17 protein-coding genes are annotated in these 16,515 nt (G+C 72.7%); 6 read left to right on the forward strand and 11 right to left on the reverse strand.

Annotated elements, in window-relative coordinates:
• Positions 1–101 precede the first annotated feature (101 nt).
• Genes EV378_RS06035 through EV378_RS06050 form a run of 4 tightly spaced genes read left to right on the forward strand, consistent with a single transcriptional unit; the run spans position 102 to position 4,416 of the window.
• A complete protein-coding gene (locus tag EV378_RS06035) occupies positions 102–1,463 on the forward strand; it encodes an ABC transporter substrate-binding protein (RefSeq protein ID WP_165922159.1) in 1,362 nt (453 codons plus the stop codon).
• Entirely contained in the window at positions 1,460–2,404 is a 945-nt protein-coding gene (locus EV378_RS06040) for a carbohydrate ABC transporter permease (protein ID WP_132421716.1), read from the forward strand. The genes EV378_RS06035 and EV378_RS06040 overlap by 4 nt, the downstream gene beginning before the upstream one ends.
• Positions 2,404–3,285, forward strand: coding sequence for a carbohydrate ABC transporter permease (locus tag EV378_RS06045; protein ID WP_132421717.1), 882 nt, complete (start codon positions 2,404–2,406; stop codon positions 3,283–3,285). The genes EV378_RS06040 and EV378_RS06045 overlap by 1 nt, the downstream gene beginning before the upstream one ends.
• A 30-nt stretch (positions 3,286–3,315) precedes the next feature.
• Positions 3,316–4,416: an ABC transporter ATP-binding protein gene (locus EV378_RS06050; RefSeq protein WP_132421718.1), complete on the forward strand. Its 1,101-nt coding sequence runs from the start codon at positions 3,316–3,318 to the stop codon at positions 4,414–4,416.
• 540 nt (positions 4,417–4,956) lie between these two features.
• On the opposite strand, the gene rlmN is transcribed toward EV378_RS06050, so the two are convergent.
• Positions 4,957–6,066, reverse strand: a complete 1,110-nt coding sequence (rlmN, locus tag EV378_RS06055) for a dual-specificity RNA methyltransferase RlmN (RefSeq protein ID WP_132421719.1) — start codon at positions 6,064–6,066, stop codon at positions 4,957–4,959.
• 41 nt (positions 6,067–6,107) lie between these two features.
• A complete protein-coding gene (locus EV378_RS06060) occupies positions 6,108–6,674 on the reverse strand; it encodes a hypothetical protein (RefSeq protein WP_132421720.1) in 567 nt (188 codons plus the stop codon).
• A gap of 934 nt (positions 6,675–7,608) precedes the next feature.
• On the opposite strand from EV378_RS06060, the gene EV378_RS06065 reads away from it, so the two are divergent.
• Positions 7,609–8,085 carry a Rieske (2Fe-2S) protein gene (locus tag EV378_RS06065; protein ID WP_132421721.1) on the forward strand — a complete coding sequence of 159 codons (477 nt, stop codon included), beginning with the start codon at positions 7,609–7,611 and terminating at the stop codon, positions 8,083–8,085.
• A 114-nt stretch (positions 8,086–8,199) separates the two neighbouring features.
• On the opposite strand, the gene EV378_RS06070 is transcribed toward EV378_RS06065, so the two are convergent.
• The 5 genes from EV378_RS06070 to rpsB all read right to left on the reverse strand — a co-directional run bounded on the left by EV378_RS06070 (position 8,200) and on the right by rpsB (position 12,251).
• Entirely contained in the window at positions 8,200–8,916 is a 717-nt protein-coding gene (locus EV378_RS06070) for a class I SAM-dependent methyltransferase (RefSeq protein WP_132421722.1), read from the reverse strand.
• Positions 8,913–9,839, reverse strand: a complete 927-nt coding sequence (locus EV378_RS06075; protein ID WP_132421723.1) for a phosphatidate cytidylyltransferase — start codon at positions 9,837–9,839, stop codon at positions 8,913–8,915. Before EV378_RS06075 ends, EV378_RS06070 begins: the two co-directional genes overlap by 4 nt.
• Positions 9,840–9,843: 4 nt before the next feature.
• Positions 9,844–10,401, reverse strand: coding sequence for a ribosome recycling factor (frr, locus tag EV378_RS06080; RefSeq protein ID WP_132421724.1), 558 nt, complete (start codon positions 10,399–10,401; stop codon positions 9,844–9,846).
• Between the two features lie 112 nt (positions 10,402–10,513).
• Complete coding sequence (gene tsf, locus EV378_RS06085) at positions 10,514–11,329, reverse strand: translation elongation factor Ts (protein WP_132421725.1); 816 nt, start codon at positions 11,327–11,329, stop codon at positions 10,514–10,516.
• Positions 11,330–11,354: 25 nt separating this feature from the next.
• Complete coding sequence (rpsB, locus tag EV378_RS06090; protein ID WP_132421726.1) at positions 11,355–12,251, reverse strand: 30S ribosomal protein S2; 897 nt, start codon at positions 12,249–12,251, stop codon at positions 11,355–11,357.
• Positions 12,252–12,585: 334 nt separating this feature from the next.
• Between rpsB and EV378_RS36180 the strand changes: the two genes are divergently transcribed.
• The gene (locus tag EV378_RS36180) at positions 12,586–13,212 is read left to right on the forward strand and encodes a M23 family metallopeptidase (RefSeq protein ID WP_243653308.1); all 627 of its coding nucleotides are present in this window, start codon (positions 12,586–12,588) and stop codon (positions 13,210–13,212) included.
• Between the two features lie 10 nt (positions 13,213–13,222).
• Here the strand turns inward: EV378_RS36180 and EV378_RS06100 are convergent, their stop codons facing one another.
• From EV378_RS06100 to EV378_RS37185, 4 genes are read right to left on the reverse strand one after another with little or no spacing between them, the layout of a single operon-like run.
• A complete protein-coding gene (locus tag EV378_RS06100; RefSeq protein WP_243653309.1) occupies positions 13,223–14,251 on the reverse strand; it encodes a FliA/WhiG family RNA polymerase sigma factor in 1,029 nt (342 codons plus the stop codon).
• The gene (locus EV378_RS06105; RefSeq protein ID WP_132421727.1) at positions 14,226–15,146 is read right to left on the reverse strand and encodes a tyrosine recombinase XerC; all 921 of its coding nucleotides are present in this window, start codon (positions 15,144–15,146) and stop codon (positions 14,226–14,228) included. Before EV378_RS06105 ends, EV378_RS06100 begins: the two co-directional genes overlap by 26 nt.
• Before the next feature lie 31 nt (positions 15,147–15,177).
• A complete protein-coding gene (dprA, locus tag EV378_RS06110) occupies positions 15,178–16,356 on the reverse strand; it encodes a DNA-processing protein DprA (protein ID WP_243653310.1) in 1,179 nt (392 codons plus the stop codon).
• Positions 16,353–16,460, reverse strand: a complete 108-nt coding sequence (locus EV378_RS37185) for a magnesium chelatase subunit ChlI family protein (protein ID WP_481404371.1) — start codon at positions 16,458–16,460, stop codon at positions 16,353–16,355. Before EV378_RS37185 ends, dprA begins: the two co-directional genes overlap by 4 nt.
• Positions 16,461–16,515 lie beyond the last annotated feature (55 nt).

Consider the following 16,515-nt stretch of genomic DNA (forward strand, 5'->3'; position numbering starts at 1 on the left):
CACACCCGGTCCGCGGCCATCAAGTCCTCGAAGTAGAGGAGTGCGCCGTGGCCCCGTCCCCGCCCGCCGGCCGAGATCGACCCCCACCCCGGCGGTGGCGGTTGGGCGCTCTGATCGGCGCGGTGGCGCTGGCGGTCTCCGGGTGCGCCGGAGCCGGAGCGCTCGGCGGCGCGGAGGGCGCCCGGACGATCACGATCGCGATCGTGTCCAACCCCCAGATGGAGGACGCGATCGAGCTCTCGCCGAAGTTCGAGGCGGAGAACCCGGGTATCCGGCTGAAGTTCGTCAGCCTGTCCGAGAACGAGGCCCGCGCGAAGATCACGTCGTCGGTGGCCACCGGCGGCGACGAGTTCGACGCCGTGATGATCTCGAACTACGAGACGCCGCAGTGGGCCCGCAACGGCTGGCTGACCGACCTGGACCCGCTGATGGCGGCGACCCCTGGCTACGACGAGGACGACTTCATCCCGACCGTGCGCAAGGCCCTCTCCGGCCCGGACGGTCACATGTACTCCACGCCGTTCTACGGCGAGTCGTCGTTCCTGATGTACCGCAAGGACCTGTTCGCGCAGGCCGGTCTCACGATGCCGGCGAAGCCGACGTGGCCGCAGATCGCCGATCTCGCCGCGAAGCTGGACGACAAGGATGCCGGCCGGGCGGGCATCTGCCTGCGCGGCAAGCCCGGCTGGGGCGAGCTGATGGCCCCGCTGGACACCGTCGTGAACGCGTTCGGCGGCCGCTGGTACGACCCGCAGTGGAACGCCCAGCTGAACTCCCCGCAGTACAAGCAGGCCGTGCAGTTCTACGTCGACCTCGTGAGCAAGCACGGCGAGCCGGGTGCGGCCACCGCCGGCTTCTCCGAGTGCGGCACGCGGTTCAGCCAGGGCAACGCCGCGATGTGGTACGACGCGACCGTCGCCTCCGGCACCGTCGAGAGCAAGACCGACTCGAAGGTCGGCGGCCAGGTCGGGTACGCGCCCGCGCCGGTCGGCCTGGACGGACGGCCGTCCGGCTGGCTGTACTCGTGGTCGCTCGCGATCCCGCGCAAGACCGCCGAGAAGGGCCCCGGCGCCGTCGAGGACACCTGGAAGTTCCTGTCCTGGATGACGTCCAAGCCCTACCAGCAGATGGTCGGCCAGGAGCTGGGCTGGGACTCCGTCCCGCCGGGTGCGCGCCAGTCCACCTACACGATCCCGGAGTACGCCGCGGCGTCGAAGAACTACGCGCCGCAGACACTGGCCGCGATCTCCGCGGCCGACCAGTCCAAGCCGGGCAGCCAGCCGGTGCCGTACTCCGGCATCCAGTTCGTCGGGATCCCGGAGTTCCAGGACCTCGGCACCCGGGTGAGCCAGCAGATCTCCGCCGCGATCGCCGGGCAGCAGTCCGTCGACGAGGCGCTGGAGCAGGGGCAGCGCTACGCCGAGACCGTCGGTGAGACCTACAAGCAGGGAGGTGCCGGATGACCACCACCGCGGAGCGGACGACGGCCGGCACGAAGCCGGCGCGTCCGGCCACCGGGCCGGGGTCGGCGAGGGACGGCTGGATCCGGCGGGCGCCGCTGCTGCCCGCGCTGATCTTCGCGATCATCGTGACGCAGCTGCCGTTCCTGTTCACGATCTACTACTCGCTGCAGTCCTGGAACCTCGTCCGCCCCGGCAGCCAGCAGTTCGTCGGGCTGGACAACTACGTCACGGTGTTCACCGACTCGCAGTTCCGCGGCGTCGCGCTGAACTCCGTGCTGATCACCGTCGGCGCGGTGATCATCGCGATGGTCCTCGGCCTGCTGTTCGCGCTGCTGCTGGACCGGCAGTTCTTCGGACGCGGGTTCGTCCGGACGCTGCTGATCACGCCGTTCCTGATCACGCCGGTCGCCGCGGCACTGCTGTGGAAGACGGTGCTGTTCGACCCGACCTACGGTCTGATCAACTTCGTGCTCTCCCCGTTCGGCGTGGGCGAGCTGGACTGGGTGTCGTCGTTCCCGCGCTCGTCGGTGATCATCGCGCTGGTGTGGCAGTGGACGCCGTTCATGATGCTGCTGACGCTGGCCGGCCTGCAGTCGCAGCCGAAGGACATCCTGGAGGCCGCCCGGGTGGACGGTGCGGCCGGCTTCGCGATCTTCCGTGAGATCACGCTGCCGCACCTGCGCCGGTTCATCGAGCTGGGCCTGGTGCTCGGCGCGATCTACCTGGTCAACACGTTCGACACGATCTACATGATGACCCAGGGCGGGCCAGGGACGTCGAGCGCGAACCTGCCGTTCTACATCTACCAGCGCGCGTTCCTCGGGTTCGACATCGGACAGTCCGCCGCGATGGGCGTGGTCGTCGTCGTCGCCACGATCATCGTGTCCACGTTCGCCCTGCGGTTGATCTTCCGCAGCTTCTCCGCCGCAGAGGGGTCCTGATGGCCGACACGACGCTCGCACCCTCCGCGACGCCGGACGCCGCCGTCGCCGAGGTCGCCCCGCGCAAGCCGCGCCGGACGGGCAACATCCTGCTCGCGGTGCTCGCCTGGATCGTCGGCATCGGGTTCTTCTTCCCGGTGCTCTGGATGGTCGTCACGGCGTTCAAGCAGGAGGCGGACGCCTACACCACGCCGCCGACGTTCTTCTTCGCGCCGACGCTGGCGAACTTCGAGGAGGTGTTCGGTTCCGGCATCGGGCCGTACCTGCTCAACTCGCTGTTCGCCACGGTGATGTCGACGGTGCTGGTGATCCTCCTGGCCACGCCGGCCGCGTTCGCGGTGTCGCTGCGGCCGGTGAAGAAGACGCAGGACGTCCTGTTCTTCTTCATCTCGACGAAGATGCTGCCGGTCGTCGCGGCGATCGTGCCGATCTACGTGGTGGTCAACTACATCGGCATGCTGGACAACGTCTGGACGCTGGTCGTCCTCTACACCGCGATGAACCTGCCGATCGCGGTGTGGATGATGCGCTCGTTCTTCCAGGAGGTCCCGAAGGAGCTCCTGGAGGCGGCGCAGATGGACGGCGCGTCGCTGTTCCGCTCGCTGCGCGAGGTGGTGCTGCCGATCGTCTCCCCCGGCATGGCGGCGACGGCGCTGATCTGCGTGATCTTCGCGTGGAACGAGTTCTTCTTCGCGGTCAACCTGACCGCGTCGCAGGCCGCCACGGTGCCGGTGTTCCTCGTCGGGTTCATCACCTCCGAGGGCCTGTACTTCGCCAAGCTCTGCGCCGCGGCGACGATGGCGGCACTGCCCGTCGTCATCGCCGGGTGGATCGCTCAGAACAAGCTCGTCCAGGGTCTCTCGTTCGGGGCCGTCAAGTGATCTGCTTCACCGACTCGAGGGGAGCCCGCCGTGGCTGACGTCAGGTTCGACAAGGCGTCCCGGATCTACCAGGCCGGGCAGAAGCCTGCCGTGGACCAGCTGGAACTGGAGATCTCCGACGGCGAGTTCGTCGTGCTCGTCGGACCGTCCGGGTCCGGCAAGTCCACCGCGCTGCGGATGCTCGCCGGCCTCGAGGAGATCGACGCGGGCGACATCCTGATCAACGGCAAGAACATGGTCGGGGTGCCCTCGCGGGACCGCGACATCGCCATGGTCTTCCAGAACTACGCGCTCTACCCGAACAAGACGGTCGGCGAGAACATGGCGTTCCCGCTGAAGATGCGCGGGATGGCCAAGGACGAGCAGCAGGTCAAGGTCAAGGAGGCGGCCGAGGTGCTCGGGCTGACCGAGTACCTGGACCGCAAACCGCGCGCGCTGTCCGGCGGTCAGCGCCAGCGCGTGGCGATGGGCCGCGCGATCGTCCGTGAGCCGCAGGTGTTCCTCATGGACGAGCCGCTGTCCAACCTGGACGCGAAGATGCGGGTCGGGACGCGCACCGAGATCGCCGCGCTGCAGCGGCGCCTCGGCGTCACCACGGTCTACGTCACGCACGACCAGGTCGAGGCCATGACGATGGGCGACCGGGTCGCGCTGCTCGCGAACGGGCAGCTCCAGCAGTTCGCCACCCCGGCCGACCTCTACGACCGCCCGCAGAACGCGTTCGTGGCCGGGTTCATCGGCTCGCCCGCGATGAACCTGTTCACGCTGCCGGTCACGTCGACGGGCGTGACGCTCGGTGGCACGGACCTGCCGCTGCCGCAGGAGAAGCGCTCGGCGATCTCGACGGCCGGGACCGACACCGTCACGCTCGGCATCCGGCCGGAGCAGTGGAAGGTCGGGCCGGAGGGTGGCGACGGCGTCCCGGCGCAGGTCGACGTCGTCGAGGAGCTCGGCAGCGACGCGTTCCTCTACGGGCACCTCGTCAACGGCTCGGAAGACCCGGCGGCGGGCAACACCGTCGTCGTCCGGACCGCGGGCCGCAGCGGGGCCCGTCGCGGCGACGCGATCACGCTCTCGCCGTCGGACGACGACCTGCACCTGTTCCACCCGGAGACCGGCGAACGCCTCTGAGCCCCTGAGGGGGACGGCGCCGGAGGGACTTCCGACACCCTCCGGCGCCGCTCTGTCTCCCGGGGCTGTCTCTCCGCCGCGGGAGCCGGTCCCCCGGCGCTGCCTCTCCGCCGCGGCCGCCGCACCCCCCGCGCTGCCTCCCCGCCGCGGCCGCCGCACCCCCCGCGCTGCCTCCCCGCCGCGGCCGCCGCACCCCCCGCGCTGCCTCCCCGCCGCGTCCGCCGCACCCCCCGCGCTGCCTCCCCGCCGCGTCCGCCGCACCCCCCGCGCTGCCTCCCCGCCGCGTCCGCCGCACCCCCCGCGCTGCCTCCCCGCCGCGTCCGCCGCTCCCCCGGCGCTGCCTCCCCGGTGCCGCCGTCCGCCGCCGTCGGCCCGGGCCCCGCCGTCCCGCCGCCGTCGCCGTCCCGCCGCCGTCGCCCCAGCCCCGCCGTCCCGTCGTCGCGGGGCGCCGCCCCTCCCGACTCCGAACGAACGGCACCTTCGGGCAATGCCATTGCCCGAACGGCACCGTCGTTCGGGCTCGGCGTGGGTCCCGTGCGGTCAGGCGCGCTGGGACGCGGCGAGCTGGCCGCAGGCGGCGTCGATCTCCTGGCCGCGGGTGTCCCGCACCGTGCAGGCCACGCCCGCGGCCCGCACCCGGCGGACGAACTCCTCCTCGACGGGCTTCGGGCTCGCGTCCCACTCGCTGCCCGGCGTCGGGTTCAGCGGGATCAGGTTCACGTGCACGCGGGACGTGCCGATCCGCTGCCGCAGGAGCTTCCCGAGCAGGTCGGCCCGCCACGGCTGGTCGTTCACGTCGCGGATCAGCGCGTACTCGATCGACACGCGCCGCCCGGTCGTCGTCGCGTACCGCCGGGCCGCGTCCAGCACCTCGGCGACCTTCCAGCGGTTGTTCACCGGGACGAGCGTGTCCCGCAGCTCGTCGTCCGGCGTGTGCAGGGACACCGCCAGCGTGACCGGCAGCCCCTCCCGCGTGAGCTTCTCGATCGCCGGGACCAGCCCGACCGTGCTCACGGTGACACCACGGGCGGAGATGCCCAGGCCGCTCGGCGACGGTTCGGTGATCCGCCGGACAGCAGCCAGCACCCGCTTGTAGTTCGCCAGCGGCTCGCCCATGCCCATGAACACGACGTTGGACAGCCGCGCGGGTTCGTCCAGCACCCCGTCGCGGGCCGCGGCGGCGGCCTGGCGCACCTGGTCGACGATCTCGGCCGTGGACAGGTTGCGCTGGAGCCCTCCCTGGCCGGTGGCGCAGAACGGGCAGGCCATCCCGCAGCCGGCCTGGCTGGAGATGCAGACGGTGGCCCGGTCCGGATAGCGCATGAGGACCGACTCGGCGAGCGTGCCGTCGTGCCCGCGCCACAGCGTCTTGCGGGTGGCGCCGCCGTCGCAGGAGCGCTCGGTCACCGGGGTGACCAGGTCCGGCAGGAGGCCGGCCAGCGCCGGGCGGGCGGACGCCGGGACGTCCGTCATGGCGTCGACGTCGGCGGTCAGGCGTCCGAAGTAGTGCCGCGCGAGCTGGTCGAGGCGGAACTTCGGAACACCGAGCTCCATCGCGACGGCAGGGCGGTCGGCCGGATCGACGTCGGCCAGGTGACGGGGCGGGGCGGCACGACGGGGCGCGTCGAACACGAGCGGGAGGCTGGACATGGCCTCACCAGTGTGCCACCTGCCTCTCGACGCCTGCGGCCTCACCGACGCCTGCGGGCCGCGACCCGACGCTGTAGCTCGTCGAGCACGCCGAGGCGGCGCATGCCGGCGACGAACAGGACCGCACCGGCACCCAGGCCGATCACCGGCTGGGACGCGCCGACGCCCGGCGAGTTCAGCGCGATGAACGCCCCCACCGCGGCGATGACCAGCACGATCGCACCGACGGCGACCAACGAGCGCTCCTCGATCACGCTCGACGCCATGATCAGCAGGACCGCGACGAGCGCCGCGGTCAGCGCCGTGCCCAGCTCGCCGTAGGAGATCATGGCCAGCAGGATCGGGAACGCGACGAGCCCGACCGCACCGATGATGAGCAACCGCTGCATCCGTCGCCGCCGTTCCGGATGGAGCTGCACGACCATCCCGCTCGCTCGACGGCGCACCACCCACAGGTATCCGGCCAGCGCGACGCCGAGCGCCACGAGCAGCGTGCCCAGGCCGGTGTCCAGCCCGGCACCGCCGACGACCCAGGCCAGGATGCCGAGCGAGATCTCCAGGCTCGGTACCGGGACACCGACCACAGCCGCGCGCATCGTGTGGGCCATGTCCCCACGGTAGCGAGGTCGGTCACCGGCCCGCGTCCGCGGTCCCGCCCCACCGACCGCACGAGGATCCGGACCCGCACCCGAATCCGTCCGTCCCGCCCCGACACGCGCCGCACCGACACATCGCGCATGGCGATCCGTGGAACACGCTCCGATCCGGAGAACACGCGCTGATCCGCAACTCGCGCTCCGCCCCGGAGCTCGCGCCTGATCCGTGGAACGCGCGCTGAACCGTAGAACACGCGCCGGCCCGTAGCTCGCGCGCCGACCCGTAGAACGCGCCCTGATCCGTGGAACGCGCTCTGATCCGTGGAACGCGCCCTGATCCGGAGCTCGCGCGCGCCCGGACGGGCGCGTTCACCGAACCGGCCCGCGACGACCGGATCACAGCGCGTCCAGCCGATCCCGGCGGCGGGCGGGTGGTCGGGCGCCCGGCGTCTCCGACGGTGCGCCGACCCGCCGACCGCCCGCCGCACCGCCGCACCGCCGCACCGCCGCACCGCGCACGGTGATCGACGGAACGCGCACTGGTCCGGAGCCCGCACGTGTCCGGGCGCACGCGTTCACCGAACCGGACCGCGACAACCGGATCAGCACGCGTTCCGGCGATCACGTCGTCGGGCGGACACGCGGGGAGCCGACGTCTCCGACGTGCCGACGACGTGACCGGCTGTCGCGCTTCTCCGCACGGTTGCACGGTGATCCGCAGATTGCGCACCGATTCGGAGTTCGCGTGCGCCCAGGCGGGTGCATTCGCCGGATCACAGCGCGTTCGGCCGATCAGCACGCGTCCGCCGGATCAGCAACCGTCAGTGGATCACCGCGCGGCCGGTCGTCGTCGTTGTGGCACTCTGGCGTCACCCCGGACCACCTGCACCCCACCACGACCCGCCGCGCGGCCCGGACGGACCGGCTGCGGCGTCAGGAGCGCCCCATGACGACCGGTACGCCCACCCCCTCCCGCGACGCGGATCAGGCCGAGCCCCGGTCCGGCGGCCCCACACTCGGTCGGCGCGCCGCGATCGCCGGAGCCGGCGCGGCCGCGCTGGGTGTGGTGGCGGCATGCAGCTCCGGAGGGTCGGGTGGGTCCGGCGGTCAGTCGTCGGACCTCCCGGAGGGAGCGCCCGGCACGGTGCTCGGTCCGACGTCCGAGGTGCCGGTCGGCGGCGGAGCCGTGTTCGCGAACCAGCAGGTGGTGGTCACCCAGCCAGCGCCCGGCCGCTACCAGGGCCTGTCCGCGATCTGCCCGCACCAGGGGTGCTCGGTGAACGCCGTGCAGGACGGCGAGGTGATCTGCCCGTGCCACGGTAGCCGGTTCGGCCTGGACGGCGCCGTGCTGCAGGGCCCGGCCGCGAGCCCGCTCGCCCGACGCGCGGTCACCGTGCAGGGCACGAACATCACGCTCGCCTGACCCGAACGAGCCTGACCCCGAACGAAGGTGCCGTTCGTGCAACGACACTGCTCGACGGTGCCGTTCGTTCGGTCTGATGGGGCGGGCCGGTCCGGTGGGGTGGGGTGCGACCACTCAGGGCAGCAGGATGCCGTCCGGCTTGCGACGGGTGTGTATCCGGTAGCCGACCTTGATCGTCAGAGCGGCGACGTCGGCGATCGCGCGCTGCGCCGTCGCCTTCGAGAACTCGATGCGCAGGACGTCCTCGAGCGTGGCGCGGTCGTCGAAACGCCAGGTGGAGACGACACGGCGCTGGGCGAAGCCATGACGGTCGAAGAAGCGCTCGACGGCCGGGGCGTCGTAGCGGGGCAGGTCGGCACGCAGCCACGTGCCGTAGGGCCGCGAGTGGAAGTCCAGGTCGACGATCGCGAGCATCCCGCCGGGCCGCAACACACGGTCCGCCTCGGCGAGGCCGGGCTCGCACCCGGGGCCGAAGAAGTACGCCGTGCGGGCGTGCAGCAGGTCGGCCGACGCGTCCGGGAGCGGGAGCTTCTCGGCGCCGCCCTCGAGGACCCGGACGCGCTCGTCGGAGACCGTCCGGGCGCGCTCCACGAGCGGTGGGTGCGGCTCCACGCCGACGACGGTCGCGGCGTCGATCGCGAACCGCGGCAGGTGGTAGCCGTCGCCGCACCCGATGTCGACGACGTCGGCGCCGGACCACCCACCGGTCGCCTCGACGAGCGCGTCCCACAGCGCGCCGTCGGCGTCCTGCGCGGCGTTCTCGGCGGCGTAGACGTCCGGCCAGTTCCAGATGTTCGGGCTCGGGATGGCCGAACCCTGCGTCCGCGTCACACCGCGGGGACGATCAGGCCGAGCACCGCCCAGGCCACGAACGCGGCCGGGAGCAGGGAGTCCATCCGGTCCATCAGGCCGCCGTGACCGGGCAGCGTGGTGCCCATGTCCTTGATCCCGAGGTCACGCTTCACCAGGGACTCGACGAGGTCACCGGCGGTGGCCGTGCAGACCATCAGCGCACCGAGGAGCGCGCCGAGGAACCACGGCGTCGCCAGCATCAGCTCGGTGCAGAGCGCCCCGGCGGCCATGCCGGCCACCATCGAGCCGGAGAAGCCCTCCCACGACTTCTTCGGGCTGATCTTCGGCGCCATCGGGTGCCGGCCGGCGACCACGCCTGCCGCGTACCCGCCGACGTCCGAGGCGACCACGCAGATCATGAACGTCAGGATCCGCCCGACGCCGTCCGGCTCCAGCGTCATCAGCACCGCGAAGCCGACCAGCAACGGGACGTACGCGGCCACGAACAACGACGAGCCGATGTCCCGGACGAAGTTCGCGGCGCCCCCGCGCATCCGCCACAACAGGCTGGCCAGCACCGTCGCGGCGAACGAGATCGCCATGCCGCGCAACCCGAACGGCCACGCCAGCCACACGATCGCCTGCCCGCCGACGAGCAGGACCGGCAGCGTGACCCGGATGTCCGCGCCGCGGCGCAGAGCGCCCGCAAGCTCCCAGGTCGCGACGGCCGTACAGACCGCGAGCACCCCGACGAACGCCTCGCGGACCAGCAGCAGGCTGGTCAGGATGACCGCGCCGAGACCGAGCCCGACGGCGATCGCGGCGACGAGATTGCGACCGAGCCGGGCCCGCTTCGAACCCGTGACGGCCTTCCCCGACGCCGTGGCCGGCACCCCGGGTGGCCCCGCGCCCGGGAGGTCCGAGGTCACGGGGACGGCAGCGGCGTCGTGGGAGGAGGTCACGTGGTCAGACCTCGAGGAGTTCGGTTTCCTTGTTCTTGACCAGCTCGTCGATCTGCGCGACGTACCGGTCCACGGCCTGCTGCAGCTCCTTCTCGGCCCGCACGACCTCGTCCTCGCCCGCCTCGCCGTCGCGCTGGATCCGGTGCAGCTCGTCCATCGCCTTGCGGCGCAGGCCCCGCAGCACGACCCGGGCGTCCTCACCCTTGCCGCGCGCGACCTTGACCATCTCCTTGCGGCGCTCCTCGGAGAGCTGCGGGATGATCACCCGGATGATCTGCCCGTCGTTCGACGGGTTCACGCCCAGGTCCGAGTTGGCGATCGCCTTCTCCATCTCCTTGAGCTGGGAGGCGTCGTAGGGCTTGATCACCGCCATCCGGGCCTCCGGGATGCTCACGGAGGCCAGCTGGTTCAGCGGTGTCGGTGTGTCGTAGTAGTCGACGACGACCCGGGAGAACATCGAGGGGGTGGCGCGCCCGGTCCGGACGGACGTCAGGTCGTCCTTCGCGACCGCGACGGCCTTCTCCATCTTCTCCTCGGCGTCGAAGAGGGTTTCCTCGATCACGGTTGCTCCCAGGTCCGGATACTGCGTAGCGCCTGTCGGAACGATCCTCTCACCTCCGGCGACGCGGCGGGGTTCCGCCCGGGAACCCCGCCACGCCGCACGGGTGCGCAGGTCAGTTCTGACCGACCTCGAACCGCACGAAGTCGTTCACGGTCAGGCCCGCCTCGTCGGCGAGGTTCTTGACCGTCTTCTTCGGGTCCTGGACGGACGCCTGCTCGAGCAGGACGACGTCCTTGTAGAACCCGTTGACCCGGCCCTCGACGATCCGCGGCAGGACCTGCTCCGGCTTGCCCTCCTCGCGGGCGGTCGCCTCGGCGATCTTCTTCTCGTTGTCGATCACGTCGCTCGGGACCTGGTCGCGCGTCGTGTACTGCGGCCGGAGCGCGGCCACGTGCATCGCGACGCCACGGGCGGCCTCGTCGTCGGAGCCGTCGTAGGACACGACGACGCCGATCGCGGGCGGCAGGTCGGTGGCCCGCTTGTGCAGGTAGACCGCGACCGGCCCGTCGACATGGATGAAGCGCTTGAGCTCGAGCTTCTCGCCGATGCGGGCGGACAGCGCCTGGACGGAGTCCTCGACGGTGCCGTCCTCGAGCTTGGCGCTGCGCAGCCCGTCTAGGTCGGCGGGCTTCTGGTCGACCGCGACCTGCAGGATCTGGTCGGCGAGCGCGATGAAGTCGTCGGACTTGGCGACGAAGTCGGTCTCGCAGTCCAGCTCCACCATCGTGCCGCCGGACGCGACGACCAGGCCGTTGGAGGTGGCCCGCTCGGCGCGCTTGCCGACGTCCTTCGCACCCTTGATGCGCAGGAGCTCGACGGCCTTGTCCATGTCGCCCTCGGACTCTTCGAGGGCCTTCTTGCAGTCCATCATCCCGGAGCCGGTCAGCTCACGGAGCCGCTTCACGTCGGCGGCGGTGTAGTTCGCCATCGTCTCTTCCTCGTGGAGGGTGGCTTCAGCTGGTCTGCTGGGTGCCGTTGCTCGTGCTGGCCGGGGCGGCCGCGGCGGCGGCGTTCGGCGCGGCGGCGTCGGCACCGGCCGAGGACAGGCTCGCGCCGTCCGAGCCGACCTCGGCACCGCCGGTCACGAGCTCCTGCTCCCACTCCGGCATCGGCTCGTCGGCGGCGCCGCCCGAGGCGGCACCGTCACCCTCGCCGCGACGCCCGGAGCGCGCGACCAGACCGTCGGCCGCCGCCTTGGCGATGACCTTGGTCAGCAGCGCGGCGGAACGGATCGCGTCGTCGTTGCCGGGGATCGGGAAGTCGACCTCGTCCGGGTCGCAGTTGGTGTCCAGGATCGACACGACCGGGATGCCCAGCTTGCGGGCCTCTCCGACGGCGATGTGCTCCTTCTTGGTGTCCACGATCCACACCGCGCTGGGCACCTTGGACATGTCGCGAATACCGCCGAGGGTCTTCTCGAGCTTGTCCTTCTCACGGGTGAGCATGAGGATCTCCTTCTTGGTGCGACCCTCGAAGCCCCCCGTCTGCTCCATCGACTCCAGCTCCTTGAGGCGCTGCAGCCGCTTGTGCACGGTCTGGAAGTTCGTGAGCATGCCGCCCAGCCAGCGCTGGTTCACGTACGGCATGTTGACCCGGCCCGCCTCGTCGGCGATGACCTCCTGGGCCTGCTTCTTCGTCCCGACGAACATGATCGTCCCGCCGTGCGCGACGGTCTCGCGGACGAACTCGTAGGCGCGGTCGATGTACGACAGCGTCTGCTGCAGGTCGATGATGTAGATGCCGTTGCGCTCGGTCAGGATGTAGCGCTTCATCTTCGGGTTCCACCGACGGGTCTGGTGCCCGAAGTGCACGCCGCTGTCGAGCAGCTGCTTCATGGTGACGACGGCCATGGCCGATGCGCACCTCTCGATCGGGCGGCCCGCAGTGGGGCCGCGATGCGGTTGCCGCAGGTCCGCCGCTGGTCGGCGGCCCGCCCTGGCGCCCGCGGCGGTGCCGGACCTGTTGTCACACAGGACCGCCCGGCCGCCGCCCCCGACGATGCGGGTGTGCGAGCGCGCGAAGTCACCGCGACGGATCGCGGTGCGATGACCACTATACGCGGCGCGTCCTGCGGCTTCCCCGGCGGCGTCCGGTCGGGGGAACGGTTGTCCACAACCCGCGTCCGGCATCCACCGCCGGGACGTTCGCGACGGCGCCGGGGCGTTTCGGCCGCACGCTCACGGTGTGCCCGACACCGCCGTGACCTCGCCGAACCGCACGTCCCGCCTGCGGACGGTCCTGCGTGTCGTGGCGGTCGCGACCGCACTGGTCGTCACGGTACTGGCCGCGACGCCGCCCGAGGGGTTCGCACAGCCTCCCGGCGCCGACCCACCGCCCGGATCGGCCGTCTCTCCCCCGGTCCGGCCGCCGGGCGCGGGCGTGCGGGCACCCGGCGCGGACTACGCCTGGCCGATGGTCCCGACGCCGGACGTGGCGCAGCCGTTCCGTGCCCCGTCGTTCCGGTTCGGTCGCGGGCACCGCGGCGCCGACCTGGCCGGGGCGGCCGGACAGGCGGTTCTCGCGGCGCGGGAGGGGACGGTCGTGTTCGCCGGACGGGTCGCCGGACGGCCGGTCGTGTCCGTCGACCACCCGGACGGCCTGCGCACGACGTACGAGCCGGTCGTCGCGACCGTGAAGCCCGGGGACCGGCCGGCCGTGGGCGACCCGCTCGGCGTGCTCGTCGCCGGCCATGCCGGCTGCGCCGTCGCGTGCCTGCACTGGGGTGTCCGACGCGGGAAGGTCGACTACCTGGACCCGCTGGTCCTGGTCCGTCCGCCCCGCCTGCGGCTCCTGCCATGGGACGGCGCGTGAGAGCCCGTCGTCACCCGGCGAGCGTCGCCTCCAGCCGTCCCCGCAGGCGGGACACCATCCGGCCGTGCAGCTGGCAGACCCGCGACTCGGTCACCCCGAGCAGCCCCCCGATCTCGGCGAGGGTCCGGTTCTCCAGGTAGTACATCCGCAGCACGAGCCGGTCCCGCTCGCCGAGCTGGGCGATCGCGGCGCACAGCTCCCGGCTCGTCTCCCGGCGGGCCGCGACCACCACCGGGTCCGGCACCGACTCGTCGACGATCAGGTCCGCGACGCCGAGCCCGGTGCCCGCCGTCTGGTCGAACACCTCGGCGCTCACCACGTGCACCGGCCGGACCGCGTGCCGCAGCTCCCGCAGGCCGACCCGCAGCTCGGCGGCCAGCTCGCGGTCGGTGGGCGCGCGGCCGGTCCGTAGCGCGACCGCCTCCCGCGCCCGCTCGATCTCCCGGCTGCGCGCGCGGATCGAGCGGGGCACCCAGTCCTGCGCCCGCAGCTCGTCGAGCATCGCGCCGCGCACGCGCTGTGCGGCGTACCCGTCGAAGCGCACCGCGCGCAGGGGGTCGAAGCGGTCGACCGCCTCCATCAGACCGAACGTCCCGGACTGCACGAGATCGGCCAGCTCGACCGACGCGGGCAGCCGTACCGCCAGCTTCGCCGCGACGCCCTGGACGAGCGAGCCGTAGTGCTCGACGAGCCGTCGTCGCGTCCCGCCGCCCTGCCCGACCAGGTGGGCGCTCCACAGCGGAGCGGCGTCCTCGCCGACGACCTCGATCAGGTGACCCTCGTCGATCCCGGGCGTGTCGCGCGCCCCGCCCTCGACGAGGACCATCCGCCGCGGCCGGGCGGACCGCTCCGCGGGGACCGGCTCGCCGGCTGCGGACGAGTCGGCGGCCGCGTGCACCGAGGCGGCGGCCATCGCCATGCCACACACCGCAGGCGCGTCCCGGGACTGCTCCAGTGCGGCTGCCAGGGCCGTCGGGAACGAACGGTGCTGGCCGGAGCGGGAGGCGGGGGCCTCACGCCCGGGGGTGGGCCTGATCATGAACCACCTTCAGCCGGTCGACGGTCACGTGCGTGTAGAGCTGTGTCGTTGACAGCGTAGCGTGACCGAGTAACTCCTGTACGTAACGGAGGTCGGCCCCGCCCTCGAGGAGGTGGGTGGCGGCGGCGTGCCGCAGGCCGTGCGGCCCGGTGTCCGGGACGCCGGGAATCGCTTGCACGGCACGGTGAACGACGGAACGGGCGACACGGGGGTCCAGCCGCCCGCCACGCACCCCGAGGAGCAGCGCCGGCGGCGACGCCGCGGTGACCAGGCCGGGACGGCCGCGCTCCAGCCAGCGTCGCAGCGCACCGGCCGCCGGGACACCGAACACGACCGTCCGCTCCCGGCCGCCCTTGCCGAGCACGCGCAGCGTACGGCGGCTCTCGTCCACGTCGTCGACGTCCAGGCCGCACAGCTCGGCGACCCGGACGCCCGTCGCGTAGAGGAGCTCGAGCACCGCCAGATCCCGCAGCGCCTCCGGCTCGCCCTCGGCCGCACCGGATCCCGCCGCCTCCAGCACGGCGCCCGCCTGCGCGGCGTCCATCACGTCCGGCAGCACCGTGCCGGCCTTCGGGGAGCCCAGCCGCGCGGCCGGGTCGGTCTCCAGCAGCCCGGTCCGCACGGCCCACGCCGTGAACGTCCGCACGGCGGCGGCGCGGCGGGCCAGCGTCGCCCGGCTCGCGCCGGCCTCACGGGTGTCGGCCAGCCGGGTCCGCAGGTGGCCGAGATCCACATCGGACAGCCGGGCGGGCCCGCGCAGCACGTCGGTCAGGTCCGAGCGGTAGGCACGCACGGTGTGCCGCGACCGGCCCCGTTCGCGCTCCAGGTGCGCGGCGAAACCGTCGATCGCCTCGGCGATGTCCGCCGGCAGGTCGGCGTCCCCGGTGCGCGTCATCCCCGAACGGTGCGGCCGGACCGGACGGTGGTCAAGCATCGCGACGACGTGTCGGGCCCGGTCGTTGCCAGAGCCCGTGGTGGAACTCGGCCAGCCCGCGGCGCTCCAGCTCGGTCAGCGCGCTCCGGACGACGTCCGCCACCTGCCCGGACTCCTCGGTGAGCCGCTCCACCGACCACGCCGCCCGTGCGGGGAGGGCGCCGTGCACCGCCAGTGCCGCCGGGGTCAGGTCGTCCGTCGGCCGCCGCGGGCGACTCGGCTCGACGGCGAGGTCGATGCCGAGCCGCCCGACCGTCTCCAGCACGTGGTCGGGACGGCCGACCAGCTCCGCGCCATGGCGGATCAGCTCGTGGCTCCCGACCGACATCGCCGAGGTGATCGGGCCCGGGACGGCCATCACCGGACGTCCGAGTGCCCCGGCGTCGGACGCGGTGCGCTGCGATCCGCTCCGGGCACCCGCCTCGACCACGACGCAGCCGCTCCCGATCGCGGCCAGCAGCCGGTTGCGCACGAGGAACCGGTGCCGGGCGGGCACCGCGCCGGGTGGGTACTCGCTCACCACCAGCGCGGACGCCGCGATCCGTTCCAGCAGGGACGTGTGCGCCACCGGGTAGGGCCGGTCGACCCCGCACGCCAGGACGGCGAGGGTGGGGCCGCCCGCGGCCAGCGCACCGCGGTGTGCGGCCGCGTCGATGCCGAACGCCGCACCGGACACGACGGTCACGCCCGCCGCACCCAGCGCAGACCCCAGCTCGACGGCGGCGTGCGTCCCGTAACCGCTGGCGGCCCGTGAGCCGACGACCGCGACCGCGCGCTCGGCGAGCGCGGCAAGGCTGCCGGGGCCCCGCACCCAGAGCGCCAGGGGCGGCGCGAGGTCGGGGTGGTCGGCGGCCTCGAACGCCCCGAACGTCCAGGTCGGCCAGTCGGCGTCCTCGGGGACCAGCAGCCGCGCACCGACGCTCCGGGCGGCGTCGAGGTCGGCGTCCACGTGGTCGTACCCGCGGCGGGCGTGCACCTTCTCCCCCACCCCGCGGGGCACCTCCCCCCGGCGGATCAGCTCGGCGGCCTCGACGGGGCCGTACTGCTCGACGAACCGGACCACCTCCCACGACGGGGGCTCCACCACCCGCAGCAGGTACGCCCTGGCCCGCCGGACCGCCTCCGGCACGACGGCGTGCGCCCCGGTCCCGGGCGTCGTCACGGTGCTCACGGCATCTCCCGCAGACGGAAGTAGAGGGCGCCGTCGACCGCCTCGCGGTCGGGCCGTGTGGCGCCGTCCAGGTCGGCAATCGTCCAGGCGACCCCGAAGGTCAAGCAATAGCGCATGACTCGGCCGCGCCCCCGACGGCCGGACTGCACCCGGGCGCCG

Source organism: Pseudonocardia endophytica, assembly GCF_004339565.1.
Lineage (GTDB): Bacteria > Actinomycetota > Actinomycetes > Mycobacteriales > Pseudonocardiaceae > Pseudonocardia > Pseudonocardia endophytica.

What these genes read in the sequence shown, in the direction of transcription:
- EV378_RS06040 (WP_132421716.1), top strand. Translation starts at nt 1,460, where the DNA reads ATGACCACCACCGCGGAGCGGACGACGGCCGGCACGAAGCCGGCGCGT.
- EV378_RS06045 (WP_132421717.1), top strand. Translation starts at nt 2,404, where the DNA reads ATGGCCGACACGACGCTCGCACCCTCCGCGACGCCGGACGCCGCCGTC.
- rlmN (WP_132421719.1), bottom strand. Translation starts at nt 6,066, where the DNA reads ATGTCCAGCCTCCCGCTCGTGTTCGACGCGCCCCGTCGTGCCGCCCCG.
- EV378_RS06060 (WP_132421720.1), bottom strand. Translation starts at nt 6,674, where the DNA reads ATGGCCCACACGATGCGCGCGGCTGTGGTCGGTGTCCCGGTACCGAGC.
- EV378_RS06065 (WP_132421721.1), top strand. Translation starts at nt 7,609, where the DNA reads ATGACGACCGGTACGCCCACCCCCTCCCGCGACGCGGATCAGGCCGAG.
- tsf (WP_132421725.1), bottom strand. Translation starts at nt 11,329, where the DNA reads ATGGCGAACTACACCGCCGCCGACGTGAAGCGGCTCCGTGAGCTGACC.
- rpsB (WP_132421726.1), bottom strand. Translation starts at nt 12,251, where the DNA reads ATGGCCGTCGTCACCATGAAGCAGCTGCTCGACAGCGGCGTGCACTTC.
- EV378_RS06100 (WP_243653309.1), bottom strand. Translation starts at nt 14,251, where the DNA reads ATGATCAGGCCCACCCCCGGGCGTGAGGCCCCCGCCTCCCGCTCCGGC.
- EV378_RS06105 (WP_132421727.1), bottom strand. Translation starts at nt 15,146, where the DNA reads ATGACGCGCACCGGGGACGCCGACCTGCCGGCGGACATCGCCGAGGCG.